Here is a 26,962-nt window from a genome sequence, read left to right as displayed (position 1 = left end):
AATTCATCGACCACCACCACGATGAAGGGCAGGTGGCTCAGCGGCTCCGGGTCGTCCGGGGTCAGGGTGAACGGGTTGGTCAGCTTCTGCCCGGCCTTCTCGGCTTCCTTCACCTTCTGGTTGAAGCCGGCGAGGTTGCGTACGCCGAGCGCGCTCATCAGGCGGTAGCGTTTTTCCATCTCGGCCACGCACCAGTTGAGCGCGTTGGCGGCGAGCTTCATGTCGGTGACGACGGGGGCGAGCAGGTGGGGGATGCCGTCGTAGACCGACAGTTCCAGCATCTTGGGGTCGACCATGATGAAGCGCACTTCATCGGGGGTGGCCTTGTAGAGCAGGCTGAGGATCATGGCGTTGACGCCGACCGACTTGCCGGAGCCGGTGGTGCCGGCGACCAGCAGGTGAGGGGCCTTGGCGAGGTCGGTGACGATGGGCTTGCCGGTGATGTCCTTGCCCAGCGCCATGGTCAGCCTGGACGTCATGTTGTGGTACGGCTCGGACGACAGGATCTCCGACAGGCGGATGGTCTGGCGCGTCGGGTTGGGCAGCTCCAGCCCCATGCAGGTCTTGCCGGGGATGGTTTCGACCACGCGGATCGACACCAGCCCCAGGGCGCGCGCCAGGTCCTTCATCAGGTTGACGATCTGCGCGCCCTTGACCCCGACGGCGGGTTCGATCTCGTAGCGGGTGATCACCGGGCCCGGATAGGCGGCGATCACCTTCACTTCGACGTTGAAGTCGGCCAGCTTGCGTTCGATCAGGCGCGAGGTGAACTCCAGCGTTTCGTGGCTGATGGTCTCCTGCGCCACCGGCGGCGGCGCCAGCAACGACAGCGCCGGCAACTGCTCGTTGCCGCCGGCACGCGGGGCGGGCGGCTTGATCGGCGGCAGTTCCTCCATCTCGAACAGCATCGGCTGCGCGGCCTGGCGCTGGGCGGCGGCCTGCTGCTTTTCCTGTTCCTTCTTTTCCTTCTCCATGCGTTTTTCCGCCTGCCTCGCCACCGGTACTTCCAGTTGCGCGGCCTCGATCTTCAACGGCGGCTTGTCTTCCTGGCGCTTCTTTTCCTCGGTGACCTTTTCCTCGCGGCGTACCGCGGCCTGCCGGCCGATGCGGCGATCCTGCGCCGCCTGCCAGGCGTAGACGGCGCGGGTGCAGAGCCATTCCAGCACCGCGCCCAGCTTTTCCATGGTGTCGAGCCACGACAGGCCGGTGAACAGCGCGATGCCCACCGCCCATAGCGCCACCAGCGACAGCGTGGCGCCGGCGAAGCCGAGCGCGTGGTACAGCCAGCCGCCCAGCCACAGGCCGAGCACGCCGCCCGGCGCCAGCGGCAGGTCGATCGGCAGCGAATGCAGGCGCAACGCCTCCAGGCTGGCCGACGACAGCACTACCAGCAGGAAGCCGGTACAGGCCAGCAGCACCACCGGCTTGTGCGTGTGTTCCAAAACGCGGTCGATGCGGCGGTAGCCCCACCAGATGGCGGCCAGGAAGAACGTCACCCACCACCAGGCGGACATGCCGAACAGCGACAGCAGGATGTCGGCCAGCCAGGCGCCGACCAGCCCGCCCCGGTTGAGCACGTTGGCCTGGCTGGCGCTGTGCGACCAGCCCGGATCGCTCGGCTGGTAGGACGCCAGCGCCAGCACCATGTAGAGCACGGCCGCCACCAGCAGGAACCACCAGGATTCGCGCAGCGCATTGGCGATCTGCGGCGGCAGCGCGGCGCGGGCCGAGGCGTTGGCGACGTTTTTCTTGCGAAAGAAAGGCATGAGGACGAGGCGGGGCGGCGGTCGGGGATGCCCGATTATAGCCACACCCCGCGACTGGCAGTGGCCGCAGACGCTGCGATGCCGCTTCGCGCGACGCCGGCTATTCGAGGAAGCGTCGTTGCCACGCCAGGAAGCAGGCGTGGGCGTGCGCGGCGTAGTGGTCGCGGTCGGCGAAGTCGCTGGGGCGCAGCGGTTCGAACACGTGGTAATGCGCGTGGCGGTTGGGGCTGCGGCTGATGCGCAGGATCTTCTGCGGCAGCGTTTCGTCGTCGCCCCAGGCGAATTCGGCCTGCGCCTCGTAGTGCAGGAACACCGGCACGATCGGCACGCCGGTTTCCAGCGAGACGCTGAAGGCGCCGTAGAGGAAGCGTTCCCAGATCAGACGGCCCTTGCAGCCGCCCTCCGGGTAGATCGCCACGTTGTGGCCTGCGCGGACCGCATCGATCAGCGCCGCCTGCGCGGCCTGGCGCGAGGTCTTGTCCTCGCGCTGCACGAACAGCGTGCCGGCGGCGGCGGCAATGCGACCGACGATCCACCAGTGGCGCACCTCGGCCTTGGCCAGGTTGGTGACCGGAAACAGCGCGGGAATGCCGATGTCCTCGAAGGCGGAAGGGTGGTTGGCGATCAGGATGTAGCGCTCGGGCAGGTGCCCGGTGTAGTGCTGGTGAAGGCGCAGCTCGACGCCCAGCGCCCGCACGAAGGCGCGACACCAGCGCTGGAACAGCTTGGGATACCAGCCCGCCAGCCAGGCCAGCGGCAGGCGGGCCAGCAACGCCATCGCCACGGTGAAGGCCGCGAGGTCCAGCCAGGCGCACAGGTTGCGAAGGCGGGCGGCGAGCCAGAGCATGGCGGATCAGGCGTGGCGCGTCAGTGCAGGAAACCCGCCAGCTTGCTTTCCAGCATGCGCGGGTTTTCGCCGTTGGCGATGGTGTACAGGCCCTCGAGCAGCATCTCCCGGCGGCGCACTTCCATGCCGATGTGCTGCTTCAGCTTGTTGCCGATGGGCAGGAAGATCAGGTTGGCCGAGCCGACGCCATAGATGGTGGCGACGAAGGCCACGGCGATGCCCGCGCCCAGCTTGGAAGGATCGGTGAGGTTTTCCATCACGTGGATCAGCCCCATCACCGCACCGATGATGCCGATGGTGGGGGCGTAGCCGCCGGCCGATTCCCAGATCCTGGCGGCGGCGCGGGCGCGCTCCTCGTAGCCGTCCACTTCCAGTTCCAGCGCGCGGCGGATCATGTCGGGCTCGGCGCCGTCCACCAGCATCTGCAGCCCGCGCCGGATGAAGGGATCCTTCTCGCTGTTGGCGTAGGCCTCCAGCGCCAGCAGACCGCCGCGGCGCGCCTGCTGGCTCCAGTTGACCAGGGTGGCCAGCACGCGGCGGAAGTCGTGCTGCGGCGGGACGAATACCCATTTCACCAGCCTGATGCCGGCGACGAAGTCCTCGCTGCGGCTTTGCAGCATTACCGCGCCGGTGGTGCCGCCGATGACGATCAGGAAGGCGGTGAACTGCACCAGCGAGGCGATGTGGCCACCTTCGAGCACCTGGCCGAGCACGATCGCGGTAAGCCCGAGCAGCAGGCCGAAAAGACTGATTTTGTCCATGCGGGATCGTTGTTGTGGTTATCGGGACGGCAACCAATCCTGGAGGCGTGCGCGCAGCCGGCCGACGGCCTGGCTGTGCAACTGGCAGACGCGGGATTCGGACACCCCGAGCACCGCGCCGATTTCCTTCAGGTTGAGCTCTTCTTCGTAGTACAGCGACATCACCAGTTGTTCGCGTTCCGGCAGGTCGACGATGCCCTCGATCAGCGTCTTGCGGAAGTCCACGTCGGACAACTGTTCCAGCGGGTTGGCCTTGTGGTCGGCGGCGTAGACATCGAGGCGGCTGTTCTCGCCTTCCTCCTCGAAATCCTCGTAATAAAGCAGCTGGTGGCCGCGCGCGTCGCCCAGCATCTGCTGGTATTCCTCCAGCGGCAGGTTCATCGCCTGGGCCACTTCGCCTTCGGACGGCGAGCGTCCCAGGGTTTGCTCCAGCTGGTGGATGGCGGCCTCGATGCCGCGCATGTTGCGGCGGACCTGGCGCGGCATCCAGTCGGCGTGGCGCAGCTCGTCCAGCATGGCCCCCCGGATGCGCTGTGTCGCGAAGGTCTCGAATTGCACGCCGGCATTGGGGTCGAAGTTGCGCGCGGCTTCCATCAGGCCCATCAGGCCGACCTGGATCAGGTCTTCGACCTCCACGCTGGCCGGCAGGCGCGACACCATGTGGTAGGCGATGCGCTTCACCAGCGGCGCGTGCGCGGCCACGCGGTCTTCTTCGGTCGAAGCCTGGGTCTGCTTGTAAAGGTTGAGCGCGCGAGGTGAGAGCATGGGGTGCCCGAAAAAAACTGCAATCCAGTTTAGCGGACAACGGCGACGTCTGTCGTCGCGAGCATGCTTTCCAGGTGCTTGAGTGCCGCGACGAGCGCCGCGTCGGCGGCGGCGGCGATGCCATCGCCATCCACGGTGCCGATCGCCGCGCTGCCGGTGCTGGTCCAGCTGATGGCGGGCTGGCCATCGCGCAGCAGGGTGTAGTGCAGGGCCAGCACCACCTGGCGCGGCGCGCCGGGGCGCAGGTCGGCGTAGAGCGCCTCCAGTCGGCCGCGCAGCACCCACTCGCCGACATTGGGCGAATTGCCGAGATAGGCGCGCTGGAACAGGCCGCTCGCGGCCAGCCAGGCTTCGCTGCGCTCGCCGATCAGCGCGGCGGGCGGCGCGACGAAGCCGCGGTAGGGATCGGCGGCGTAGCGGTAGTCGCTTTCGCGGTAGACGAAGCGCCAGTCGCGGTAGCCTTCGGCCGCCTGCAACGGCGCGATGCGCAGCACGGCCGGCAGGCGCTGCGCCGCCGGGGCGCCGGCGCGGGCCGCGTCGAAGCGGTAGTGCGTCTGCGGCTCGGGTTTGCTGGCGCAGCCGGCCAGGAACAGCGCGAGGCAGAGCGTGGCGAACAGGGCGGGCAGGCGTCTTGTCATCGTGGCGGCAGCGGATAAGGGGTGGGATGGGAGCCGAACAGCAGTCCGGGCGGATTGCGGCGTGCATCTTCCGCCAGCCCGCGCAGCTCGGTACTGATCGCGTGCAGGTTATCCAGCGTTTCGGCCAATTCGGTGTCGCGGCTGCCGACCACGGCATCCAGGCGCGAGGCGACGCTTTCCAGGTGGGTGAGCGTGCGATGCAGCGCCGGATCGGCCATCAGGTCGCGCGCGCTTTGCGCGGCCGCCGAGATGTCGCCGGGCGCGCTGCGCCAGGCGGGGTCCGACACGATGTCGCGCAGCGAGGCATTGGTGGCGCGCAGTTCGCTCAGCAATGCCTGCGCATCGCGGCCGATCTGGTCGGTCTGCACTTTTTCCAGGCGCTGGCTGACGCGCAACAGCGATTCGGACAACTCCTTGAACGGCACGCCCTTCAGCTTGTTGTCGGCGGTGTCGAGCAGCCGGTTCAGCCGGTCCACGGTTTCGTCGATGTCCAGGTTCTGGGCCTTGGTGATCAGGTTCTGCGCCGCATCCATGATCTTGGCCACCGCGCTGTGCGCAGACGGGATGTACGGCGAATCCGGGTGCCAGGAGATCGGCAGCGGCGGATTCTGCCGTGGGTCGACGTAATCGATCTCCAGGTAGTTGGTGCCGGTCAGGCCCTGCGGCGCCAGGCGCACCCGCAGCCCGCGCGCGATCTGTTCGTCCAGCTCGTGCTGGGTGATGGTGGTGCCGCCGTTGCGACCGAAGCGGTGCGGTTTGAGCTGCATCTCCACCAGCACGTACTGCGGCCCGCCGTGCGCCACGTCGTACTTGTTCGACGTGAACGAGATCTGGCTGACCGAGCCCAGCGCCACGCCGCGGTATTTCACCGGCGAGCCGATGTCCAGGCCCTGCACCGATTCGTCGAAATAGGTTTCCACGATGACGGTGCTGGCGAACCAGCGGCCGGCGCCGAAGGCGACGAACAGCACCGCGCCGATGACGAGGCCGACGACGACGAACAGGCCGAGCCTGAAATAGAGGACGTTTTGTCGATTCAAACCGGGGTCTCCTCGCCGCGGCGGAAGAAGCGGGTTACACGGGGGTCGGGGTGATGATCGCGCAGATCCTGGGGTCTGCCGACGGCGATAATGCCTTTTTCCTGTTTATCCAGCATCAGGGCGCGGTCGGCAATGGTGAAGATGCTGGCAAGCTCGTGGGTGACCACGATAAAGGTCAGCGACAGGGCACGCGACAGCCGCAGGATCAGCGCGTCCAGCTCGGCCGAGGTCACCGGGTCCAGGCCGGCCGAGGGTTCGTCCAGGAACAGGATCGCCGGGTCGAGCGCCAGCGCGCGGGCGATGGCGGCGCGTTTCTGCATGCCGCCGGACAACTCGGCCGTTGCGTAGTCGGCGTATTGCTCCAGCCCCACCTCGCGCAGCTTGAGCCGCGCCACCAGCTCGCGCGCCGGCGGGTCCAGCTCGCTGTGTTCGGCCAGCGGCAGCATCACGTTCTCCAGCACGCTCATCGAGCCGAACAACGCGCCGGCCTGATAGGCCACGCCGAACGACGCCAGGATGCGGCGCCGCGCCGAGCCGGTGGCGGCGGTCAGTTCCTGCCCGCCCAGCCAGATCCGCCCCTTGGCGGGCTGCTCCAGCCCGATCATGTGCTTGAGCAGCGTGGATTTGCCGCAGCCCGAGCCGCCCAGGATGGTGAGCACTTCGCCGCGCGGCACCTCGAAGCTGACATTGCGCAGCACCACGTTGCGGCCGTAGGCGCAGGTCAGGTTCTCCACCCGCACCAGCGGGTCGGCGGCGGCGGCCGGATCGTCGGGAAGGGGCGCGCTGTCCATCATTTACCAATCCAGGTAGTAGAAGGCCACGGCGAACAGGCCGTCGGCGACCACCAGCATCACGATGGCGCGCACGTCGGCGCTGGTGGCCGAGGCGCCGACCGCGCGCGCGCCGCTGCCGGTCTGCAAGCCACGCATGCAGCCGATGCCGGCGATGCCCAGCCCGAACACGAACGATTTGAACAGGCCGGTCAGGTAGTCGCTCATGTCGACGAAATCCATGATCTGCGAGGCCGAGGTGGCCATCGGGATGCCGAAGCCGATCAGCACCAGCGCGGCGCCGAACATGCCGATCAGCTCGGCGAACAGCGTCAGCAGCGGCACGGTGCACGCCACCGCGACCAGGCGCGGCAGCACCAGGAAGCGCATCGGGTCCAGCCCCATGGTGACCAGGGCGTCGATCTCCTGGTTGACCTTCATGGTGCCGATCTCGGCGGCGAAGGCGGCGCCGGTGCGGCCGGCCAGCAGCACCGCGGTCATCAGCGGCGCCAGCTCGCGCACCAGCGACAGTCCGACCAGGTTGGCGACGAACAGCTCGGCGCCGAACTGGCGCATCGGCACCGCCGACTGGAACGCCAGGATCACCCCCAGCAGGAAGGCGATCAGCGCCACGATGGGCAGCGCGTCGGCGCCGGCGCTGGTGGCGACGCGCAGTGTCTCGCCCAGCCGCAGCTGGCCGGGCTGGCGCAACACGGCGAAGCCGGCCGCCGTGGCTTCGCCGATGAACGAGATCGCCGCGTGCGCTTCGCGCCCGACCTCGGCCGCGAACAGGCCCACCCGCGCGATCAGGCGGGGCGGCGTCGGCCGGCGCGGCACGGTCAGCGGACGTTCGGGTTCCAGTTCCGCCAACAGCGGCGCGAAGCGCTCGGGCAGCCCTTGCACCTGGCCGCCGCGCTGGATCAGGTCGAACAGCAGCGCGGCGCCGGTGCCGTCGCAGTAATCGACGGCGCTGGCATCGACCACCGAGCCCTGCGCCAGCGCGGCGCGGGCGCGCGGCCACAGCGCGGCGCAATGCTCGGCGTCCAGCCGCCCCGACAAGGTCAGTCGCGCGGGCGTCGCGGTGCTGTCGATGTCCAGGCCGGCGGGGCGGTCGATGGTCATGGTTGTCCCAGTTGGTCGCTGAAGATGCGGCTCGATTCCACCAGGCGGTAGACGAAGCCTCCGGCGCTGTCGCCGCCCTGGCTGGGGCGCTTCCAGCGCAGCATGCTGTCGGCGAGCTGGCGGAAGGCGTGGCTGGCCTCGGTGTCGGGGAAGGCGTCGAGCACGGTCCGGCCCAGCCGGGTGGCGCGCTTGAGTTTTTCGTCCTCGGGCACGTAGCCGCACAGCCGCATCTTGACGGCGCTGCCCAGGTATTGTCGGGCCACTTCGCGGATCCGGCCGTACAACAATTCCGCTTCCGTCAGCGTCTTGACGCGGTTAGCCAGCACCCGGAACTCGCGCCGGGCGTATTCGGTGTAGAGCAGCTTGATGGTGGCGTAGGCGTCGGTGATCGATTCGGCGCGGTTGGTGACGATCACCAGCACGTCGTCGGCGGCCAGCGACAGGCTGGGCACCGCGGCGCCCATCGCCGGGCGGGTGTCGAGCAGCAGGAAGTCGGCGTCGCCGGTCAGTGCGTCGAACTCGGCGGCCAGCCATTCCAGCTCGCGCTCGTTCAACGCGGCCAATTGTTGCGGGCGCGCGGCCACTGGCAGGATGCCGAAGCCGGCGGGAGCGGGGATCAGGGTGTCGGCCAGCGAGACCTCGCGCCGCAGCGCGTGCTCCAGCCGGTAGCGCGGCGCCAGTCGCAGGCGGTGCGCGGCGTTGCTCATGCCGTCGAATTCGTCGAGCAGGATCACGCTGCGCTGGCGCTCGGCCAGGGCGGCGGCGAGGTTGATCGCCAGCGTGGTGCTGCCGCAGCCGCCGCGTCCGCCGTTGAAGCCGACGCTGCGGCAACCCGGCCGCGCCACCAGCTTGCGCAACCCCGCGGCCTGGTCGGACCAGGGGCCTCGGCTCACGCGCCGCCCCGGATCAACCGCGGGGCCGCGCCGCGACGAGGCGGTTCAGCCAAGCGATCGGCACGCATCGGTAAACACCGCTTCCCGAACACAGCGAGGCTCCCTCGCGGCGGCGAGGGCGGGGGGAGTGGAGTCGATCAGGGAGCGCCGCTCCTGGCAAACAGGAAGTGGTGAGCGCCCGGCTTCGCCGGGGGTCCGGTGCCGGTTGATTGGCAGCCGGGATATGCAGGTGATCAAGGCGCGCGCGGGGGGAGTGGAGTCGATCAGGGAGCGCCGCTCCTGGCAAACAGGAAGCGGTGCGCGCCCGGCTTGGCCGGGTGCCCGGTGCCGGTTGATTGGCAACCGGGATATGCAGGTGATCAAGGCGCGCGCGGGGGGAGTGGAGTCGATCAGGGAGCGCCGCTCCTGGCAAACAGGAAGTGGTGAGCGCCCGGCTTGGTCGGGGGCGGGATGCCGGTTGATGCGCAACCGGGAATTGCAAGCGACCAAGGCTCGCACGCTATCCACGCACGCCCCCGACGTTGAGGGTGAAGTCGAGCGGCGCGTCCTGGCTGCCCATGTAGACGGGGTACTCGTCGCGCTGCAACTGGAATACGCCGCTGTCGTGCTGGTGGCGGAAGGCGCGATCGACCAGGTAGTCGACGCGGGCGACGTGCAGGTCCTCGGGCACGCGCTGGCCGTTGGTGACGAAATGCAGCGCCAGCTTGTGGCGGATGGCGACGTCCAGGCAGCCGCCCAGGCTCATCGCCTCGTCCAGCTTGGTGAGGATGCAGCCGGTCAGGTGCGTGTTCTTGTAGCGGCGCGCCACGTCGTCCAGCGTGGCGGGCGCGGCGTTGGCGGCCAGCAGCAGCACGGTCTGCACCGCGTCCACGTCGAACAGGCGCAACTGCTCGACGATGCGCTGGTCGCGCTGGCCCATGCCGACGGTGTCGATCAGTACCAGGTGACGGTCGGCCAGGTCGGCCAGCGTCAGTTCCAGGTCGGTGTCGTCCTTCACGTCGTGGACCGGGATGCCGATGATGCGGCCGTAGATGCGCAGTTGGTCCTGCGCGCCGATCCGGTAGCTGTCGGTGGTCAGCAGCGCCACCGATTGCGGGCCGTGGGTCAGCGCGCAACGCGCCGCCAGCTTGGCCACGGTGGTGGTCTTGCCGACGCCGGTGGGGCCGATCAGGGCGACGATGCCGCCGCGCTCGATCAGATCGTCCTGCTGGCGCACGGCGGGCAGGTTGTGCGCCAGCGCGGCCTTCACCCAGCGCATGCCGGCATCCAGCGTCAGCCCGCCGGGCATCTTGTCGATCAACTGGCGCGACAGCGCCGGGCAGAAGCCGGCGGCCAGCAACTGGCGCAGCGCTTCGAGTTTCTCCGGCGCGTGCTTGGAGAGCTCGCCCCACGCCATGCCGGCGATCTGGCTTTCCAGCAGGCCGCGCAGCAGGCGGATCTCGCGCGCGATGTCTTCCATCGCCTCGCCGCTGACCGGGGCCGATGCCAGCGACGGCTCGGCTTCTTCATCGTCGAAGCTGAAATTGGGCAGCGGCCGGCGCGCGGCCTCCGGCACGGCGCGTGGCGCGGGAGCAGGCGCCTGCGGGGCCGGCGCGGCGGCGGCCGGCTGGCGCGCGGGGCGGTTGCTGCGCACCACTTGCGGCGTGTCCTCGGCGGGCACGTCGTCCAGCGTCGGTTCCTGGTCTTCGTCGGCGATGGCGTAGGAGCGCGCCAGCGCGCGGTTGAGCGGCGCGGCGGACGGCTCCACGCGCGGCTGCTGGGCGCTGTGGATCAACCGGGCGCCGTTCTGGGCGGCGCGCGGGCCGACGGTGGCGGTGATCGGCGAGCTGGGGATGCTGGTGAGGGCGGCGACGTCGGCGTCGGCGACGGCCATGATTTCCACGCCGCCACCGGCAATCTGGCGGTTGGACAGGATCAGCGCGTCCGGGCCGAGTTCGTCGCGAACCTGGCGCAGCGCATCCCGTGTGGTGGCTCCGTAGAATTTCTTGACGACCATTGGTCCAGTCTGACGTGTAAACCCGCGTATTATCCTCAGCTCGTCAGCATTGCACAAACTATCGTGCGCATGCCGCGAACCGGCCATGACTCTGGCGTTGCACGCCAGGACGGCTGCCCGGGCAGCCAAGTGTTCGCACCGGGTGTTTTGCCCGCTCGTTGACCGCATTCATCAGGTTTTCCGGTGTTCCAATACCTTCCGCCGCCCGATCTCGGGCTGATTCCGGTTTTCGTCGACGATTGCCTGCTCGTTGTGGATAAACCACACGGCCTGCTGTCGGTGCCCGGCCGCGGCGCGGCGCACGCCGATTCGATGACGTCCCGGGTGCAGGCGCGCTATCCCGACGCGCTGATCGTGCACCGCCTGGACATGGACACTTCCGGGCTGATGGTGTTCGGTCGCGGCGCGGCGATGCAGCGTGCGCTGAGCATGGCGTTCGAGGCGCGGCGGGTGGACAAGCGCTACGTCGCGCTGGTCGACGGGTGCCTGGATGGCGAGGGCGAGGTGGCGCTGCCATTGATCGCCGACTGGCCCAACCGGCCGCGGCAGAAGGTGGATGTCGAACTGGGCAAGCCGTCGCTGACCCGCTATTGCGCGCTGGACTACGATGCCGCGCTGGACGCCACCCGCGTGGCCCTGGTGCCGGTGACCGGGCGCTCGCACCAGTTGCGTGTGCACTTGCAGGCCATCGGCCACCCCATCCTCGGCGATCCGTTCTACGCTACGCCGGCCGCGCTGGCCAAGGCGCCCCGCCTGCTGCTGCACGCCGATACCCTGGCGCTGTCGCATCCGGCCGGTGGCCGCGCCCTGCACTGGCATTGCCCGGCGCCGTTCTAGGGCAAATCGACCTTCAAGCGCGGAGGTGAGTACAAGACGTCCGGCCGATGAGGCTCGGCGCCCACGCGCGCCACAGCCAAGGGGCTGGCCGCACTCAGGCGGCGCCGAGGACGCCAACGATGCGGATGGTCTTGCTGTCGGGAATCTCGGTGTGCGAGATCACGCGCAGGCCGGGAATGGAGCGGCGCAGGAAGCGGCTGAGCATGGGGCGCAACTGCGCCGGGGTGATCAGCACGGTGTTCAGCCCTTGCGATTCCAGGTTCTCGGTCAGTTGCGACGCCTGCTTCAGCAGGCGCTCGGCCAGGCCGGGTTCCAGCCCGCCGGGGGTCTTGCCGCTGGCGGCGTTGAGCAGGATGTGTTCCAGCTGCGGCTCCAGCGCCACCACCGGCAGTTCGTTTTCGCCGGGGAACAGCTGGTGGATGATGGCGCGGCCCAGCGCCACGCGCACCGCGGCGGTCAGTTCGTCGACATCCTGGGTGCGGCCGTGGTGCTCGCTCAGCGTCTCCAGGATGGTGCGCAGGTCGCGGATGTGCATGCCCTCGTCGAGCAGGTTCTGCAACACCTTCTGCAAGGTGCCCACCGGCACCACCTTGGGCACCAGGTCCTCGACCAGCTTGGGCGATTCCTTGGCGAAGTGCTCCAGCAACTGTTGCACCTCTTCGCGGCCCAGCAGTTCGGCGGCGTGGCTTTGTAGGGTGTTCGAGATATGGGTGCCGACCACGGTCGAGGTGTCGACCACGGTGTAGCCCATCGCCTGCGCCTGGTCGCGCAGGCTGGCGTCGATCCAGGTGGCGGGCAGGCCGAAGGTGGGATCGGTGGTCGGGGTGCCGGCCAGCGAGCCGGCGGCGTTGCCGGGGTTGATCGCCAGCCACTGCCCGGCGTAGGCCTCGCCCACGCCGACGTCCACCCCCTTGAGCAGGATGCGGTACTGGTTGGGCTTGAGTTCGAGATTGTCGCGGATATGCACCGCCGGCATCAGGAAACCCAACTCCTGCGCCAGCTTCTTGCGGATGCCGCGGATGCGCCGCAGCAGTTCGCCGTCCTGGTTGCGATCGACCAGCGGGATCAGCCGGTAGCCCACCTCCAGGCCCACCGGATCGACCGGCTGCACGTCGGCCCAACTGACTTCCTGCAACGGCTGCTCGCCCGGTGGTGGCGCCATGCCCGGCGGCAGTCCACCGGGCGGGATGGCCCCCGGCGGCATGCCGGGCGCGCCCGGCGTCGGCTTCTGTTGTTGCGTCCGGGTCCGGCGTTCCAGGTACCACGCCAGCCCGGCGGCGATGCTGGCGATCAGCAGGAAGGCGAAGTGCGGCATGCCCGGGATCAGGCCCAGGATCGCCATCACCGAGGCCGAGATGTACAGCACCTGCGGGCGCGAGAACATCTGGTCGAGAATCTGCTCGGAGACGTCGTTGTCGGTGCCGACGCGCGATACCACGATACCGGCCGCCACCGAGATCACCAGGCCGGGGATCTGCGCCACCAGACCGTCGCCGATGGTCAGCAGGGTATAGGTGCGCGCCGCGTCGCCGAACGCCAGGTCGTGCTGCACGATGCCGACGATCAGGCCGCCGACGATGTTGATCACCATGATCAGGATGCCGGCGACCGCGTCGCCGCGCACGAACTTGGACGCACCGTCCATCGAGCCGAAGAAGTCCGCCTCCTGTGCTACCACGGCGCGCCGCTTGCGGGCGTCCTCTTCGCCGATCAGGCCGGCGTTCAGGTCGGCGTCGATGGCCATCTGCTTGCCGGGCATCGCGTCCAGGGCGAAGCGCGCGCTTACTTCGGCGATCCGGCCGGCGCCCTTGGTGATGACGACGAAGTTGATGATGGTGAGGATGATGAACGCCACCACGCCGACGGTGAGGTTGGCGCCGATCAGCACGTGGCCGAAGGCCTCGATCACCTTGCCGGCCGCGTCGCCGCCCGTGTGGCCGTTGGTCAGCACCAGCTTGGTGGAGGCCACGTTCAGCGACAGCCGCAGCAGCGTGGTGAACAGCAGTACCGTGGGGAAGGAGGAGAATTCCAGCGGTTCGCGGGTATACAGACTGACCATCAGCACCACGACCGACAGCGCGATGTTGAAGGTGAAGAACAGGTCGAGCACGAGCGGCGGCAGCGGCAGGATCATCATGCCGAGCACCATCAGCACCAAGACCGGCCCGGCCAGCTTGGTGTAGTTGAAATTACGCCACATCGTTCATCTCTTCAGGTGTTCCGCGCGGCCGTGCGCACCGCGTAGCGGGCGATTGTACCGGAATGCCCCGGCGTGGCGTCGTCGGGGCGGCGGGGTTGCCGGCCGGCCATGGCGCGTCGTCATTCGTCCTTCCCCGCGGGTTGGTCCGTGGGCCGGCGTCTGCTTTGTCGCTCAGCCATCCGGCCCACGAACCAACGCATCCCGCGTTTGAATGTCGAATCACCCTAAGGCCTGGGCGCTTCCGGGTCCAGCTCCGGCGGCACCGGCAGCTCCTCGCTCAACGCGGGCTCCAGGCCGCCGTGCTTGCGGTAGTGCTGCAACTGGTAGATGTAGGCCAGCACTTCGGCTGCCGCGGTGTAGAGCGCGGCGGGGATTTCCTCGCCCAGCTCGGCGTGGTGATACAACGCGCGCGCGAACGGCGGGGTGCGGATCACCGCCACCTTGTGCTCGCGCCCCAGCTCGATGATGCGCTCGGCCAGCAGGAATGCGCCCTTGGCCACCACGACCGGCGCGCGCATCTTCTCGGTGTATTGCAACGCCACCGCGTAGTGGGTCGGGTTGGTGACGATGACGTCGGCCTTGGGGATGTTGGCCATCATCCGCTTGCGCGCCGCTTCGCGCTGGAGCTGGCGGATGCGCCCCTTGATGTGCGGATCGCCTTCGGATTCCTTGTACTCGCGCTTGACCTCTTCCTTGGTCATGCGCAGGCCCTTGTAGTACTCCCACAGCTGATAGGGCACGTCGAGCAGCGGAATCGCCGCCATGGCGCCGACCACCATCAGCAGCGTGTGCTTGACCATGCCCCACAGGTAGCTGAAGCCCACGTCCTGCGGCATCACCACCAGTTGGATGAACTGTTCCTTTTCGTTCCACAGCGCGTAGGCCGCCACGCCGCCGATCAGGCCCGATTTGAGGATGGCCTTGATCGCCTCGACCACCGCGCGCATCGAGAACATCCGCTTCAGCCCGTTCATCGGGTTCATGCGGGTGAAGTTGGGGGTGACGGTCTCGAAGGTGAACAACAGCCCGCCGATGGCCACCGGCGTGACCAGCGCCGCGACGGCGCAGGCGGCGAAGATCGGCAGGCAGGCGCGCAGCGCGATGCCGGCCGCCGCGATGAAGTGCTCCAACATCAGCTTGGGGTTGCTGACCGTGGCGTGATCGAAGCGCAGTTCCTTGTTGAACAACTGTTCCAGCGCTTTGAATACGTCCGGCCCCATGATCAGCAGCGCCACCAGGCCGGTCAGCAGGATGGAGAACGTCGACAGCTCGTGCGAACGCGGGATCTGGCCCTTCTTGCGGGCCTCTTCCAGTTTTCGCGGTGACGCTGGTTCTGTTTTGTCCTCGCCGGAATCTTCCGCCACGGCCGGTCTCCTGGATTGATCGATGCCCGCCGGCGTCGACGACACCTCGGGGCAGGGGGCCGGCGCGCGCGGCCGGCTTCGCGCATCTTACGTTCGAATGCCGATTCGCCCTAGCGTCGAACCCCGCCGATCATCGCGTACGCAGGAGGGGGCGTGGGCGGGCTGGCACTGGATTTGCTTATCCCTGGTCGCGGGTGCAGCACCCGAACGAGGAACAGATCATGTCCAGTGTCACGCCACTGATGTTTTCGCAAGCCAATGCCGGCAAGGCCGCCAGCGGCAATGCCAACAACGCCGGCAAGGCCGATAACGTCGATTTCGGTAATACGCTGGCCCGGGAGATGGGCCAGGACAAGGTATCCCGGGCCATCGCCAAGGTGGAAGGTCGCCAGCGCCAGGACGATGGCGAGATGCCGCAGGACAGCGGCGGCGCGGGGCGCGAGGCGGCGGAGGCCTGGCTGGCCATGCTGCAATTCGGGCCGGAGCAGACCGCGGCCGCGCAGATCCAGGTGCCGGTGGTCGCCACCGCACAGGGCGAGACCGATCCGGTCACCGCGATGAAGGCCTGGCTGGCCGGCGCCGTCGCCAAGGGCGAGGCGACCGATCCGCAGCAGGCGACCGAGACCAAGGCCGACACGGCGACGTCGCAGGCAGATCTTGCCGCGACCGGCAAGGGCTTGCCGCAGGTGGAAGGGCTGGAGGCCGAGGAGGCGCCGCAGGACACCGCGCCGGAAACGCTGGCGCGTCCGCTGGAGGCACCGACGCCCACCACGCAGCGCCATGGCGAGACCCAGGCCGCGAACGCGGTGAAGCCCAGCCACTACGTACCCGAGCCGGTCGGCAGCAACCGCTGGGGCGATGCGGTGGCGCAGCGCGTGGCGATGATGCTGGGCCGCCAGGAGCAGCAGATCGAGATGCAGCTGAATCCGCCGCACCTGGGGCCGATGGAAGTGCGGTTGTCGCTATCCGCCGAGAACGCCAGCGTGGTGTTCGCCAGCCAGCATGCCGGCGTGCGTGAGGCGCTGGCCGCCGCCACGCCGCGTCTGACCGCGCTGCTGGCCGACCAGGGTATCCAACTGGTCGATGTGAAGGTGGCGTCCGACTCGCTGAACCAGCAGGCCCAGCAGCAGGCGTTCGCTCAACAACAGCAGTCGGGCAACGGCCGTGCTCCGGGTGACGAGCGGGTGAGCTACGACGGCGTCGAAGGCCAGGCCCAGGTGGAAACCCAGGTGCTCAACGGGGTGGCGCTGCAGGTGGCGCGTTCCGGGCTGAGTGCGTATGCCTGAGCCCTGCCAGGCTTGCGAGCCGGCTGAGGCCCGAATGCCAGGGAGGCGGGGGTGAAAGTCGCCGTCCGAGCGCTTTTCCCCCGGGGATGCAAGTTGCCGATATCCTCAAGGAATTACCTGAAATCGTTTTGCTTAGCGATTGTTTTGCTTACAGTTTTGGGTTATAACCACGTCGCGCGGTAAGCGAAGGACGGCCCCGGATGCGCCGGGGCGTTTTCAATTCCAGACGAGGGTTGGACCATGGCCGAGGCGAAAGCCGTAGAAGCAGCACCGAAGGGCAAGAAGACGCTGTTGATCGTGGCGATAGTCGGCATCGTGCTGGTGCTGGTCCTGGTGGCGCTCGGCGTGGTCGGCTACCTGTTGTTGCGCTCCTCCCCGGCCGACAGTGGCGGCGATGTCGCGGCCCAGGTCGAGGAAGCACCGAAGAAGAAAGAGAAGAAGAAGGCCGATGCCGAGCATCCGCCGGTCTTCGAGAAATTGCAGACCATCACCGCCAACGTCAACAGCGAAGAAGAAGAGGCGGTGGTGCAGACCGACGTCGTGCTGGAACTGGCCGATGCGGAAACCCAGACCCAACTGAAGAACATCATGCCGCGCGTGCAGGCTGAAGTGATCAAGTTGATCCGCTCCAAATCCCCTGCCGACCTGCGCACTGTCGCCGGTACGGACAAGCTGGCCACCGAGATCCAGGGCACCGTGAACCGGCTGCTTGGCGCCAGCGACAAGGATGAGGGCGTGCAGTCCGTGAATTTCACTACATTTATCATGCAGTAGGCCGATAACTACAGGCAGTACGGCAACGAGCGGCACACATGGCTGACGATATCCTTTCCCAGGAAGAGGTCGACGCGCTTCTGCGCGGGGTGACCGGCGAGGAGGACCAAGGCGAAGAGCAGCGCGACGCCTCGTCCGTGCGCGCCTATGACATCGGTCGCCAGGAGCGGATCGTGCGCGGGCGCATGCCCACGCTGGAAATCATCAACGACCGTTTTGCTCGCTACCTGCGCATCGCCCTGTTCAACTTCATGCGCCGCAATGCCGAGATCAGCGTCGGCCCGGTCAAGGTGCAGAAGTACAGCGAGTTCATCCGCAACCTGGTGGTGCCCACCAACCTCAACCTGATCCACATGAAGCCGCTGCGCGGCACCGGCTTGTTCATCTTCGACCCGGATTTCGTGTTCCTGGTGGTGGACAACCTGTTCGGCTCGGACGGTCGCTACCACGTGCGGGTGGAAGGGCGCGACTTCACCACCACCGAGCAGCGCATCATCCAGCGCCTGCTGGATGTGGTGTTCGAGGAATACCAGAAGGCGTGGGCGCCGGTGTTCGAGTGCGAGTTCGGCTATGTGCGCTCGGAAATGAACACCCAGTTCGCCAACATCGCCACACCCACCGAAGTGGTGGTGTCGTACACCTTCAAGATCGAGTTGGGCGCCGGGGGCGGCGATTTCCACGTCTGCTTCCCGTACTCGATGATCGAACCGATCCGCGAACTGCTGTACAGCTCGATGCAGGCGGACCGCATCGAGGCGGACAATCGCTGGCTCAAGCTGTTGCAAAAGCAGGTGCAGAACGCGGAGGTAGACCTCGTGGCCACGCTCGGAAACACCCGGGTCACCCTGGGCGACATCCTCAACCTCAAGACGGGCGACGTGATCTCGCTGGAGATCCCGCAGGCCATCGTGGCCGAGGTCGATGGCGTGCCGGTGCTGGAATGCAAGTATGGTATTCTCAACGGCCAATATGCGCTGCGTGTGAACAAGGTCCTCAGTTCTTCTGAAGGCATCAACGTGGCTGAAGACGAAGGACAGGGAGAGCGACATGGCGGATGACACGCCGCAGCAAGATGGCGACGTGATGGACGACTGGGCGGCCGCGATGGCCGAGCAGGCCCAGGAGGAAGCCGCCACCCAGACCTCGTCCGCGCCGCCGCAGCAGGTCCAGGCCGCGGACATCTTCGAACGCTTCGACGCCAGCCCCGGCGGTTCGGGCGCCCCCAACAACATCGACATGATCCTGGACATCCCGGTCACCCTGACCGTGGAACTGGGTCGTACCAAGATCGCCATCCGCAGCCTGCTGCAACTGGCCCAGGGCTCCGTGGTGGAGCTGGACGGCCTCGCCGGCGAGCCGATGGACGTACTGGTCAACGGCTGCCTGATCGCCCAGGGCGAAGTGGTGGTGGTCAACGACAAGTTCGGCATTCGCCTGACCGACATCATCACCCCGGCGGAACGTATCCGCCGCCTGCACAAGTAAATCCCCATCATGCTGTCGTGGTCATGCCGGCTGGTCGCGCTCGCCGCGCTCCAGCCCGTGTTGGTCCATGCCGCGGGCTCCGCCGCGCCGGCCGGGCCGGGCCTCGCCGATTTCGGTCAGACCCTGCTCGCGCTGTTGCTGGTGCTGGGCCTGATCGTCTGCGCGGCGCTGTTCCTGCGACGGTTCTCCCTGCTGCCCAACGCGGTGGGCGGTCGCCTGCGCGTCATCTCCGGCGTGCTGGTCGGCGGCAAGGAGCGGGTGGTGATCGTCGAGGTGGAGGATTCCTGGCTGGTGCTGGGCGTCACGTCGCAGTCGGTCAACCTGCTGCACACGCTGCCCAGGCCGGCCGACGCGCCGCCGCCGCCGGTGCCCGCGGTGCCGGCCTTCGCCGAGAAACTGGCGCAGATCCTCAAGCAACGACGGGAGCGCCCCGGTGCGTAAATCGTTTGTCCTGCTCGCCGGGCTGGCGCTGACGGCGCTGCCCGCGCTGGCCGCCGATCCGGGCGTGCCGTTCATGACCGCCACCCCGGCGGCGGGCGGTACCTCGTACAGCCTGACCATCGAGACGCTGCTGTTCCTCACGGCGCTCACCTTCCTGCCGGCGATGCTGCTGATGATGACGGCGTTCACCCGCATCGTGATCGTGCTGTCGCTGCTGCGCCAGGCGATGGGCACCATGCAGACGCCGCCCAACCAGGTGATCATCGGCCTGTCGCTGTTCCTCACCCTGTTCGTGATGTCGCCGGTGCTCGACCGCATCTACAACGAGGCGTACAAGCCCTACAGCGAAGCGCGCATGACCTTCATGCAGGCGGTGGACGCCGGGTCGGTGCCGTTGAAGGACTTCATGATCAAGCAGACGCGAGAGAAAGAGCTCGCCTTCTTCATCGAGCTGTCCGGCGACGCCCGGCCCGCCGGTCCGGAGGACGTCAGCCTCAAGGTGCTGGTGCCGGCCTTCGTCACCAGCGAATTGAAGACGGCGTTCCAGATCGGCTTCATGGTGTTCATTCCCTTCCTCATCATCGACTTCGTGGTGGCGAGTATCCTGATGGCGATGGGGATGATGATGGTGTCCCCGGTGATGATCTCGCTGCCGTTCAAGCTGATGCTGTTCGTGCTGGTGGATGGCTGGACGCTGCTGATGGGATCGTTGGTGCAGAGCTTTTACATCGGATAGCGGGAGACGACGATGACGCCCGAAACGGTCGTATCGCTGGTGCAGCGGGGCATGGAGGTCATGGTGCTGGTCGGTGGGCCGATCCTGCTGGCGATCCTTGCCACCGGCCTGCTGGTGAGCGTGTTCCAGGCCGCCACCCAGATCAACGAAGCCACGCTGTCGTTCATCCCCAAGCTGCTGATCGCCTTCGCCATTTTCGTCTTCGCCGGCTCCTGGATGGTGCAGACCGTGGTCGACTTCACCGTGCGGCTGTACCAGAGCATCCCGCAGATGATCGGCTGACGCCTGCCATGCTGACCATCACGCAGGCGCAGATCGACCTGGGCCTCGCCCTGTTCTGGTGGCCTTTCCTGCGCCTGTTCGGCTTCATGCTGGTCGATCCGTTCTATTCCAGCCGGGCGATCAGCGCGCAGGTGCGGATCTCGCTGTGCATCCTGCTGGCGGTGCTGATCGCGCCGCTGCTGCCGCCCCCGCCACCTTATCCGGTGGTGTCGCCGCAAGGTTTCCTCATCGCCCTGAACCAGTTGCTGATCGGCGCCGCCATCGGCTTCGTGGTGCGGCTGTTCTTCACCTCGGTGGAGATGGCGGGCAACATCGCCGGCCTGCAGATGGGCATGGGCTTCGCCATGTTCTTCGACCCGCAGAACGCCGCCAACACGCCGGTGGTGGCGCAGTTCTTCAGCTTTTTGAACATCCTGGTGTTCCTCGCGCTCAACGGCCACCTCATCATGATCCGGGTGATGGTCGAGAGCTTCACCGTGGTGCCGCCGCTGGCGCAGCCGCTGGGGGCGGAGGGCTTCAGGATGGTGGCAGAGCAGGGAGGGCAGATCTTCCGCGTCGGGCTGTTGCTGGCATTGCCGGTGGTGGGCGCGCTGCTGGTGACCAACCTGGCCATCGGCGTGATGACCCGTGCCGCGCCGCAGCTGAACGTGTTCGCCATCGGCTTTCCGCTGATGCTGGCACTGGGCTTTGCCGCGCTGTACTTCAGCCTGCCGTTCGTGGCGCCGCACATCGAAGTGTTGGTAGGGGGGCTGACCCGGCTGGCCGAGTCGCTGCTCACGCTGTTCTCGCAGCCCGCGACGAGCGGCGCCCGCTGAAATTCCCGAGAAGTTTACTCGGGTATTCGTCGCGGTTATAATCCGGGCCTGTCTTATTATCGCCCGCCGCCAGGCCGGCGACCCTGGAGCACGATATGAACGCACCCCAAGCCCCGACGAGCATGGCGGATGTGCAAAGCAGCCCCGATCACCGCAACATCGCGATCAACAAGGTCGGCGTCAAATCGATCCGCCACCCTGTGGTCGTCGCCGACCGCGCCGACGGCAAGCAGCACACCATCGCCACCTTCGACATGTACGTCTTCCTGCCGCAGCACTTCAAGGGAACGCACATGAGCCGCTTCCTGGAGATCCTGAACAGCCACCAGAAGGAAATCTCGGTGGAGTCGTTCGAGACCATCCTGCGCCAGATGTGCGAGCGGCTGGAGGCCGAGTCGGGCTACGTGGAGATGCGCTTCCCGTACTTCATCAACAAGGCGGCGCCGGTCTCCGGCGTGCGCAGCCTGCTCGATTACGAAGTCAGCCTGATCGGCGAGATCAAGGACGGCCAGTTCGTACAGCAGCTGAAGGTGCTGGTGCCGGTGACCAGCCTGTGCCCGTGCTCGAAGAAGATCTCGCAGTACGGCGCGCACAACCAGCGCAGCCACGTCACCATCACCGCCACGCTGGGCGAGCACGTCTGGATCGAAGAGCTGGTGGAGATCGCTGAATCCGAAGCGTCGTGCGAGCTGTACGGCTTGCTCAAGCGCCCGGACGAGAAGTACGTGACCGAGCGCGCGTACGAGAACCCAAAGTTCGTCGAGGACATGGTGCGCGACGTGGCGGCCCGCCTGAACGCCGACCCGCGCGTGGTGGCCTACGTGGTGGAATCCGAGAACTTCGAGTCGATCCACAACCACTCGGCCTACGCCCTGATCGAACACGACAAGCGCGGCTGAGCATGTACATCGTCCTGATCGGCTACCTGTACGTGATCGTGATGCTGGCGGCCGGTACCGGCGACGTGGTCAAGGGCGGGCTGTTGTTCCTGTTCCTGGGCTTCCTGCCGAGCTGGCTGTGGTTCTGGTTGAAACGACAGGGACAGATCAAGCGCGCGGCCAAGCGCGCCGAAGCAGAAGCCGCCGCCTCGGAATAAAAAAGCCGCCCTCAAGGGCGGCTTTTTTCATGGTGCGGAGTTCAGCCACCCGCCGCCGAAGCCGCGCTGGCCGCCGGCTCCGGCCGGGTGAGCGGCAGCGTGCCAAAGCGCGCGGCGAACGCCTTGCCGATGGCCAGCTGCGGGTTGGAGTGCTCGTAGCCTTCGTTCTGCTCGCGCTGGCGGATGGCGGTGCGCGCCGTGGCGAAGGCCTGGGCCAGCCGGTTGTCGTGCGCCAGCGCATCGACGAACAGCGCCTTGCCGAAGTAGGTGTATTCCTCGTCGTCGGAGCAGCCGAACGAGGTATGCGTGCTGTCCGCGGCGGTGACCACGGCGCTGTCGGCATCGGCGAGCGCGGAGACATAGCCGCCCGAGAAGCAGGCCGACACCGCCACCAGCTTCCAGCGGATGCCGGCGGCCTTGAACTGCGCCGCCAGCCATTGCGGCGTGATCGGTTGCAGCGACAGGTCGGGGAAGTCGAGGCTGAGGTCGAAGTTCCGGCCGCCGTGCGAGGTGAGGTAGACCACCAGCAGGTCTTCGTCGCGGTTCATCAGCGACGCCATTTCACGGATGGTTGCGCCCACCGAGTCGCGATTGGCCATCGGGATGCGCTGCGCCGCTTCGCTGGAATTGGCCAGCAGCACCGAGCGATGGCGCGTGCCGTAGCGGCGGTCGAACAACTGCTGCACCGCTTCGGCTTCCCGCAGGAACACGCTCTGCCCGGCGTAGCCGGCGATCGAGATCAGGTAGGTGTCCGCCACGCCGGGACGCTCCGGCGCCAGCTGCTCCAGCGACTGGCGCAGCAGCTCGGGTTGCTGGAAGAAGAGAGCGGTTTCCGGCAGCGGCCGGCGCGCCTGCTGCGCCGGTGCGGCAACCTCCTTGGGGGCCGGTAGCCACAGCTCGGCGCGAGGGAAATACCACTCGTAGGCCAGCAGCGCCGCGGCGCTGCACAGGCCCATCGCCACTGCGCGGCGGCGGCCGATCGGCCAGAGCTGGCGGATCGTCGCCAGCATGGACCACGCGTACGGCACCAGGAACACCGCCCAGCCGTAGGCGGCGCCCCATTGCCGCACGATGGGGCCCTCCCACCATGGCGCACGGGTCAGCGCCAGCGCGCCGATCACCAGCGGCGTCAGCGCCAGCCCCAGCGCGTACCACATGATCGCCAGCCGCACCGCCCAGCTCTGCTGGCGCGGGCCGAGCGCCTGGCCCAGCAGCAGCAGGATCATCACCGGACACAGCCAGGCCGGCAGCGCGGAGTAGTCGAACAGGCCGGGATAACCGTCCCACCACATGCTGAACAGGACTTCCACCCCCAGCGTCAGCAGCAGCAGGAACACCAGCGTCGGCACCGACGAGGGCCAGCTTTGCGGCGGATTGAAGCGCAGCAGCAGGGCGCGCAGGGTAGCGGGAAGCAGGCGGCGTGGCTTGGCGTACATGGGGCGGGTCCTGGAGCGACGCGGGCCAGATTAACAGCGCCCGGATAGCCCGCCAAGGTAGTCGAAAGCCGGCGTGGCGCATTTGCGCCAGGCCAGATCAGTGCGGGAAAAGCACGTGCGGCATGGCGATCAACAATACACCGGCGCCGATCAGCGCCACCTGCTGCACCGTGTCGGACAGGCGCGTGCGGCGGTGCAGGCCGGGAATCAGGTCGGCGATGGCCACGTAGATCAGGCTGGAGGCGCCCAGCGCCAGGATGTACGGTTGCAGCGACTCGATCGTCTGCAACGAGTAATAGGCCACCAGCCCGCCCACCAGCGCGGCCAGCGACGACACCAGGTTGAACACCAGCGCGCTGGTCTTGCTGTAGCCCGAGTGCAGCAGGACGATGAAATCGCCGACCTCCTGCGGAATCTCGTGGGCGATGATCGCCAGCGCGGTGGCGATGCCGACGCTGGTGTCGGCCATGAAGGCGGCGGCGATCACCGCGCCGTCGAGGAAGTTGTGGAAGGTGTCACCGATCATGATCATCGCGCCGGCGCGGCCGTGGTCGTGACCGTGATCGTGCGCATGGCCGTGGCGATGGTGGCCGTGCCCGTCGTGGTGCTCGTGGGCGTGCGGCTGGGCGTCGTGCGCCTCGCAGTCGTCGTGGTGGCAATGCCGCCAGATCACCAGCTTTTCCAGCACGAAGAACAGCAGGATGCCGGCTAGCAGCGTCAGCGACACCGTGGCCACATCGACCTCGGCGTGTGCCGCGTGCGCGGCGCCGGCCGCGATGGCGTGCTCATGCCCGCCCAGCGCGTGCGGCAGGATCTCCAGGAACACCGCCGCCAGCAGCGCGCCCACCGCGAAGCTCACCAGCCGCGGCACCCAGTGCGGGCGGGCAAGGTAGGCGACGAGGCCGGCGGCGCCGACGCTCAGCAGGCTGCCCAACAGGCTTGCGGCGATGATCCAGCTCAGGGTGCTCATGGGAAGGGGGCGGGGCGGAAAACCGGCAAGTATAGCGTCATCGGCCGGGGCGGGCGGGCGTTTCGTCGAGCCAGATCAACGAGGCCATGCGGCCGGTGACGCCGTCGCGGCGATAGGAGAAGAAGCGCGCCGCGTCGCCGACGGTGCAGTGCTCGCCGCCGTGGATCGCCGTCACGCCCAGCGCGACGAGGCGCTGTCGCGCCAGCAGGTACAGGTCGGCCCACCATTTGCCGGGCGCGCGCCCAGGGCGGAAGGCCGCGGTCGCGGCTGCATCGTGGGCGACGAACACCGCGCGCACCTCGTCGCCGACCTCGAAGGCATCGGGGCCGATGGCCGGGCCGAACCACGCCAGCACGTCGCGCGGCGCCACGCCCATCGCGGCCACCGTGGCTTCGAGCACGCCATCGGCCAGACCGCGCCAGCCGGCGTGCGCCGCGCCGACCACGCTGCCCGCGCGGTCGCAGAACAACACCGGCAGGCAGTCGGCGGTCATCACCACGCAGACGCGGCCCGCGCCGCGGGCGACGGCGGCATCGGCGATGCGCAGCGGCTGATCGTCGTCCAGCCGCGCCACTACCGTGCCGTGCACCTGTTGCAGCCACAGCGGCTCGGCCGGCAGCAGCGCGCCCACGCGACGGCGGTTCTCCGCCACCGCGTCGGGGGCGTCGCCGACGTGGTCGCCCAGGTTGAGGCTGGCGTAGGGTGCGGCGCTGACGCCGCCGATGCGGGTGGTGACCAGGGCGCGTACTCGCTCCGGCACAGGCCAGTCGGGGTGCAGCAGCGGCAGATCAGTCGCGGACATACGTCACCTCCACGCCGTCGTCGTCGCCGTCGTCCCAATCGTCGTCGTCCCAGTCGGCGTCCAGACCGTGCTCGGCGCGCAACGCGGCCAGCAGCAGTTCGAAGTCCTCCGGCAACGGCGCCTTCCAGGTCATCGTCTTGCCGGTTTCCGGGTGGACCAGGGACAGCTTCTTGGCGTGCAGCGCCTGGCGCGCGAAATCCTGCAACGCCAGGTTGATCTCGGGCGAGAACAGCCGGGGGCGACCGCCGTAGACCGGGTCGGCGGCGAGCGGAAAGCCGATGTGCGCCATATGCACGCGGATCTGATGGGTACGGCCGGTTTCCAGGCGGCATTCGACCAGGGTGTGGCCGGTGAAGCGTTCCAGCACGCGGTAGTGGGTGACCGCCGGCTTGCCGGTGCCGGTGACCGCCATGCGGATGCGGTCGCGCGGGTGGCGGCCGATGGGGGCGTCGACGCGGCCGTCGCCCGGCACCAGTCCCTGCGCGATGGCGAGGTAATGGCGCTTGACGGTGCGCGCCTGCAACTGCTGCACCAGGTGGTTCTGCGCCGCCAGCGTGCGCGCCACCACCATCAGGCCGCTGGTGTCCTTGTCCAGGCGGTGTACGATGCCGGCGCGCGGCACGCCCTTCAGTTCGGGAAAGCGGTGCAACAGGCCGTTGAGCACGGTGCCGGACCAGTTGCCGCTGCCGGGGTGGACCACCAGGCCCGCCGGCTTGTTCAGCACCAGGATGGCGGCGTCCTGGTGGATGACCTCCAGCGGCACCGGCTCGGGGGCGAACGCCACTTCGGCCGGATCGGGCTGGATGTCGACGGCGAGGCGCTCGCCGCCCCACAGCCGGGTCTTGGGGCTGGCCGGCGCGTCGTCGACGCTGACCTTGCCTTCCTTGATCCAGCCGGCAAGCCTGCTGCGCGAGTATTCAGGGAGCAATTTCGCCAGCGCGGCGTCGAGCCGTTCGCCCGCCAGCTCGACCGGTGCCGCCAGGACACGGCGCTCGGCGAAGTCGCTATAATCGTCGGATTCCAATTCGGGATGCATCATGAACAAGATTCTACCGCGAATCCTCGCGGCCTCGATTGCCGCAGCCTTGATCGCGGGCTGCTCCTCCACCCCGCAGGAACAGGATGAGACCCGGGGCTGGTCGGCCGAAAAGATCTACTCCGAAGCCAAGGCCGAGCAGTCCAGCAAGAACTACGAGAACTCGAACAAGCTGCTGGAAAAGCTGGAAGCCCGCTATCCCTATGGCCGCTATGCGCAGCAGGCCATCCTGGAAACCGCGTACAACCACTACAAGGATCAGGAGCCGTTGCTGGCGCTGTCGGCCATCGACCGCTTCATCAAGCAGTATCCGGCGCATCCGAGCATGGATTACGCGCTCTACCTGCGCGGGCTGGTGTTCTTCAACGAATCGCAGGGCTTCATGTCGTTCCTGGCCAAGCAGGACATGTCCGAGCGCGACCCCAAGGCCGCGCGCGATTCGTTCGACAGCTTCAAGCAATTGGTGACGCGCTTCCCCGAGAGCCGCTACGCCGGTGACGCGCAGGTCCGCATGGGTTACCTGATCGGCGCGCTGTCCAACTACGAACTGCACGTCGCCCGCTATTACTACAAGCGCGGCGCCTACCTGGCGGCGGCCAACCGCGGCAAGTACCTGCTCGAGGTCTACGGCAACACCAAGCAGGTGGAGCCGGCGATGGGCATGATGGTGCTGGCCTACGACAAGCTGGGGATGAACGAGCTGCGCGACGACACCAAGCGCGTGCTGTTGAAGAACTATCCGCAGACCACGGTGCTGGACAAGAACTTCCTCGACGATCGCGCGTGGTGGGCACCCTGGTAGAG

The 26,962-nt window shown here is 67.6% G+C and carries 28 protein-coding genes; 12 read left to right on the top strand and 16 right to left on the bottom strand.

The window, feature by feature from the left end; genetic code table 11:
- From C556_RS24120 to flhF, 10 genes are all read right to left on the bottom strand, one after another.
- Positions 1-1,766: DNA translocase FtsK (locus C556_RS24120; protein ID WP_018749107.1), on the bottom strand; the 1,766-nt coding region annotated here is incomplete at its 3' end.
- Positions 1,767-1,866: 100 nt separating this feature from the next.
- Positions 1,867-2,613: a lysophospholipid acyltransferase family protein gene (locus C556_RS21810; protein WP_018749106.1), complete on the bottom strand. Its 747-nt coding sequence runs from the start codon at positions 2,611-2,613 to the stop codon at positions 1,867-1,869.
- Positions 2,614-2,633: 20 nt separating this feature from the next.
- Positions 2,634-3,374, bottom strand: a complete 741-nt coding sequence (locus C556_RS0115180; protein ID WP_018749105.1) for a flagellar motor protein — start codon at positions 3,372-3,374, stop codon at positions 2,634-2,636.
- 18 nt (positions 3,375-3,392) lie between these two features.
- Positions 3,393-4,139 (bottom strand): RNA polymerase sigma factor FliA, encoded by a 747-nt coding sequence (locus C556_RS0115175; RefSeq protein WP_018749104.1) that lies wholly within the window; start codon positions 4,137-4,139, stop codon positions 3,393-3,395.
- Positions 4,140-4,168: 29 nt separating this feature from the next.
- Positions 4,169-4,777 (bottom strand): ABC-type transport auxiliary lipoprotein family protein, encoded by a 609-nt coding sequence (locus C556_RS0115170; RefSeq protein WP_018749103.1) that lies wholly within the window; start codon positions 4,775-4,777, stop codon positions 4,169-4,171.
- On the bottom strand, positions 4,774-5,817 hold the full coding sequence (locus C556_RS20610) for an MlaD family protein (protein ID WP_018749102.1): 1,044 nt from the start codon (positions 5,815-5,817) through the stop codon (positions 4,774-4,776). Before C556_RS20610 ends, C556_RS0115170 begins: the two co-directional genes overlap by 4 nt.
- Positions 5,814-6,611, bottom strand: a complete 798-nt coding sequence (locus C556_RS0115160; protein WP_018749101.1) for an ABC transporter ATP-binding protein — start codon at positions 6,609-6,611, stop codon at positions 5,814-5,816. Before C556_RS0115160 ends, C556_RS20610 begins: the two co-directional genes overlap by 4 nt.
- Positions 6,612-7,709 (bottom strand): ABC transporter permease, encoded by a 1,098-nt coding sequence (locus C556_RS0115155; RefSeq protein WP_018749100.1) that lies wholly within the window; start codon positions 7,707-7,709, stop codon positions 6,612-6,614. It abuts the gene before it with no gap.
- Positions 7,706-8,602 (bottom strand): MinD/ParA family ATP-binding protein, encoded by an 897-nt coding sequence (locus C556_RS20605; RefSeq protein WP_083930619.1) that lies wholly within the window; start codon positions 8,600-8,602, stop codon positions 7,706-7,708. Before C556_RS20605 ends, C556_RS0115155 begins: the two co-directional genes overlap by 4 nt.
- A gap of 499 nt (positions 8,603-9,101) precedes the next feature.
- Positions 9,102-10,598: a flagellar biosynthesis GTPase FlhF gene (gene flhF, locus C556_RS0115145; protein WP_018749098.1), complete on the bottom strand. Its 1,497-nt coding sequence runs from the start codon at positions 10,596-10,598 to the stop codon at positions 9,102-9,104.
- A 183-nt stretch (positions 10,599-10,781) separates the two neighbouring features.
- Between flhF and C556_RS0115140 the strand changes: the two genes are divergently transcribed.
- Positions 10,782-11,435, top strand: a complete 654-nt coding sequence (locus tag C556_RS0115140; RefSeq protein ID WP_018749097.1) for a pseudouridine synthase — start codon at positions 10,782-10,784, stop codon at positions 11,433-11,435.
- A 94-nt stretch (positions 11,436-11,529) separates the two neighbouring features.
- Here the strand turns inward: C556_RS0115140 and flhA are convergent, their stop codons facing one another.
- Positions 11,530-13,635 (bottom strand): flagellar biosynthesis protein FlhA, encoded by a 2,106-nt coding sequence (gene flhA, locus C556_RS0115135; RefSeq protein WP_018749096.1) that lies wholly within the window; start codon positions 13,633-13,635, stop codon positions 11,530-11,532.
- A 224-nt stretch (positions 13,636-13,859) separates the two neighbouring features.
- On the bottom strand, positions 13,860-14,999 hold the full coding sequence (flhB, locus tag C556_RS0115130) for a flagellar biosynthesis protein FlhB (RefSeq protein ID WP_018749095.1): 1,140 nt from the start codon (positions 14,997-14,999) through the stop codon (positions 13,860-13,862).
- 221 nt (positions 15,000-15,220) lie between these two features.
- Between flhB and C556_RS0115125 the strand changes: the two genes are divergently transcribed.
- From C556_RS0115125 to C556_RS0115080, 10 genes are all read left to right on the top strand, one after another.
- Positions 15,221-16,285 carry a flagellar hook-length control protein FliK gene (locus C556_RS0115125; protein WP_157236204.1) on the top strand — a complete coding sequence of 355 codons (1,065 nt, stop codon included), beginning with the start codon at positions 15,221-15,223 and terminating at the stop codon, positions 16,283-16,285.
- A 240-nt stretch (positions 16,286-16,525) separates the two neighbouring features.
- Entirely contained in the window at positions 16,526-17,059 is a 534-nt protein-coding gene (locus C556_RS0115120) for a flagellar basal body-associated FliL family protein (protein ID WP_018749093.1), read from the top strand.
- A 38-nt stretch (positions 17,060-17,097) separates the two neighbouring features.
- On the top strand, positions 17,098-18,117 hold the full coding sequence (gene fliM, locus C556_RS0115115) for a flagellar motor switch protein FliM (protein ID WP_018749092.1): 1,020 nt from the start codon (positions 17,098-17,100) through the stop codon (positions 18,115-18,117).
- Positions 18,107-18,544, top strand: a complete 438-nt coding sequence (fliN, locus tag C556_RS0115110; protein ID WP_018749091.1) for a flagellar motor switch protein FliN — start codon at positions 18,107-18,109, stop codon at positions 18,542-18,544. Before fliM ends, fliN begins: the two co-directional genes overlap by 11 nt.
- A 9-nt stretch (positions 18,545-18,553) precedes the next feature.
- Complete coding sequence (gene fliO / locus C556_RS0115105; protein WP_018749090.1) at positions 18,554-18,985, top strand: flagellar biosynthetic protein FliO; 432 nt, start codon at positions 18,554-18,556, stop codon at positions 18,983-18,985.
- Positions 18,978-19,721, top strand: coding sequence for a flagellar type III secretion system pore protein FliP (gene fliP / locus C556_RS0115100; RefSeq protein WP_018749089.1), 744 nt, complete (start codon positions 18,978-18,980; stop codon positions 19,719-19,721). The genes fliO and fliP overlap by 8 nt, the downstream gene beginning before the upstream one ends.
- Positions 19,722-19,733: 12 nt before the next feature.
- Entirely contained in the window at positions 19,734-20,003 is a 270-nt protein-coding gene (gene fliQ / locus C556_RS0115095) for a flagellar biosynthesis protein FliQ (RefSeq protein WP_018749088.1), read from the top strand.
- A gap of 8 nt (positions 20,004-20,011) precedes the next feature.
- On the top strand, positions 20,012-20,818 hold the full coding sequence (gene fliR, locus C556_RS0115090) for a flagellar biosynthetic protein FliR (RefSeq protein ID WP_018749087.1): 807 nt from the start codon (positions 20,012-20,014) through the stop codon (positions 20,816-20,818).
- Positions 20,819-20,913: 95 nt separating this feature from the next.
- On the top strand, positions 20,914-21,717 hold the full coding sequence (gene folE2, locus C556_RS0115085) for a GTP cyclohydrolase FolE2 (protein ID WP_026263130.1): 804 nt from the start codon (positions 20,914-20,916) through the stop codon (positions 21,715-21,717).
- Between the two features lie 2 nt (positions 21,718-21,719).
- A complete protein-coding gene (locus C556_RS0115080; protein ID WP_018749085.1) occupies positions 21,720-21,914 on the top strand; it encodes a hypothetical protein in 195 nt (64 codons plus the stop codon).
- A gap of 41 nt (positions 21,915-21,955) precedes the next feature.
- Here the strand turns inward: C556_RS0115080 and C556_RS0115075 are convergent, their stop codons facing one another.
- The 4 genes from C556_RS0115075 to rluD form a co-directional block, all read right to left on the bottom strand.
- Positions 21,956-23,350 carry a C13 family peptidase gene (locus tag C556_RS0115075; RefSeq protein WP_018749084.1) on the bottom strand — a complete coding sequence of 465 codons (1,395 nt, stop codon included), beginning with the start codon at positions 23,348-23,350 and terminating at the stop codon, positions 21,956-21,958.
- A 97-nt stretch (positions 23,351-23,447) separates the two neighbouring features.
- Positions 23,448-24,320 (bottom strand): ZIP family metal transporter, encoded by an 873-nt coding sequence (locus tag C556_RS0115070; RefSeq protein ID WP_018749083.1) that lies wholly within the window; start codon positions 24,318-24,320, stop codon positions 23,448-23,450.
- A gap of 37 nt (positions 24,321-24,357) precedes the next feature.
- On the bottom strand, positions 24,358-25,122 hold the full coding sequence (gene pgeF, locus C556_RS0115065) for a peptidoglycan editing factor PgeF (RefSeq protein ID WP_018749082.1): 765 nt from the start codon (positions 25,120-25,122) through the stop codon (positions 24,358-24,360).
- Complete coding sequence (rluD, locus tag C556_RS0115060; RefSeq protein WP_018749081.1) at positions 25,109-26,161, bottom strand: 23S rRNA pseudouridine(1911/1915/1917) synthase RluD; 1,053 nt, start codon at positions 26,159-26,161, stop codon at positions 25,109-25,111. Before rluD ends, pgeF begins: the two co-directional genes overlap by 14 nt.
- On the opposite strand from rluD, the gene C556_RS0115055 reads away from it, so the two are divergent.
- Positions 26,160-26,960 carry an outer membrane protein assembly factor BamD gene (locus C556_RS0115055; RefSeq protein ID WP_051083248.1) on the top strand — a complete coding sequence of 267 codons (801 nt, stop codon included), beginning with the start codon at positions 26,160-26,162 and terminating at the stop codon, positions 26,958-26,960. The two genes, rluD and C556_RS0115055, sit on opposite strands and share 2 nt — an antisense overlap.
- The last annotated feature ends 2 nt before the right edge of the window (positions 26,961-26,962 follow it).

The sequence above is a fragment of the Chitiniphilus shinanonensis DSM 23277 genome (assembly GCF_000374805.1).
Taxonomy (GTDB): Bacteria; Pseudomonadota; Gammaproteobacteria; order Burkholderiales; family Chitinibacteraceae; genus Chitiniphilus; species Chitiniphilus shinanonensis.
Note: the sequence above shows the minus strand (reverse complement) of the source record. Positions and strands in the feature narration are given on the sequence as shown.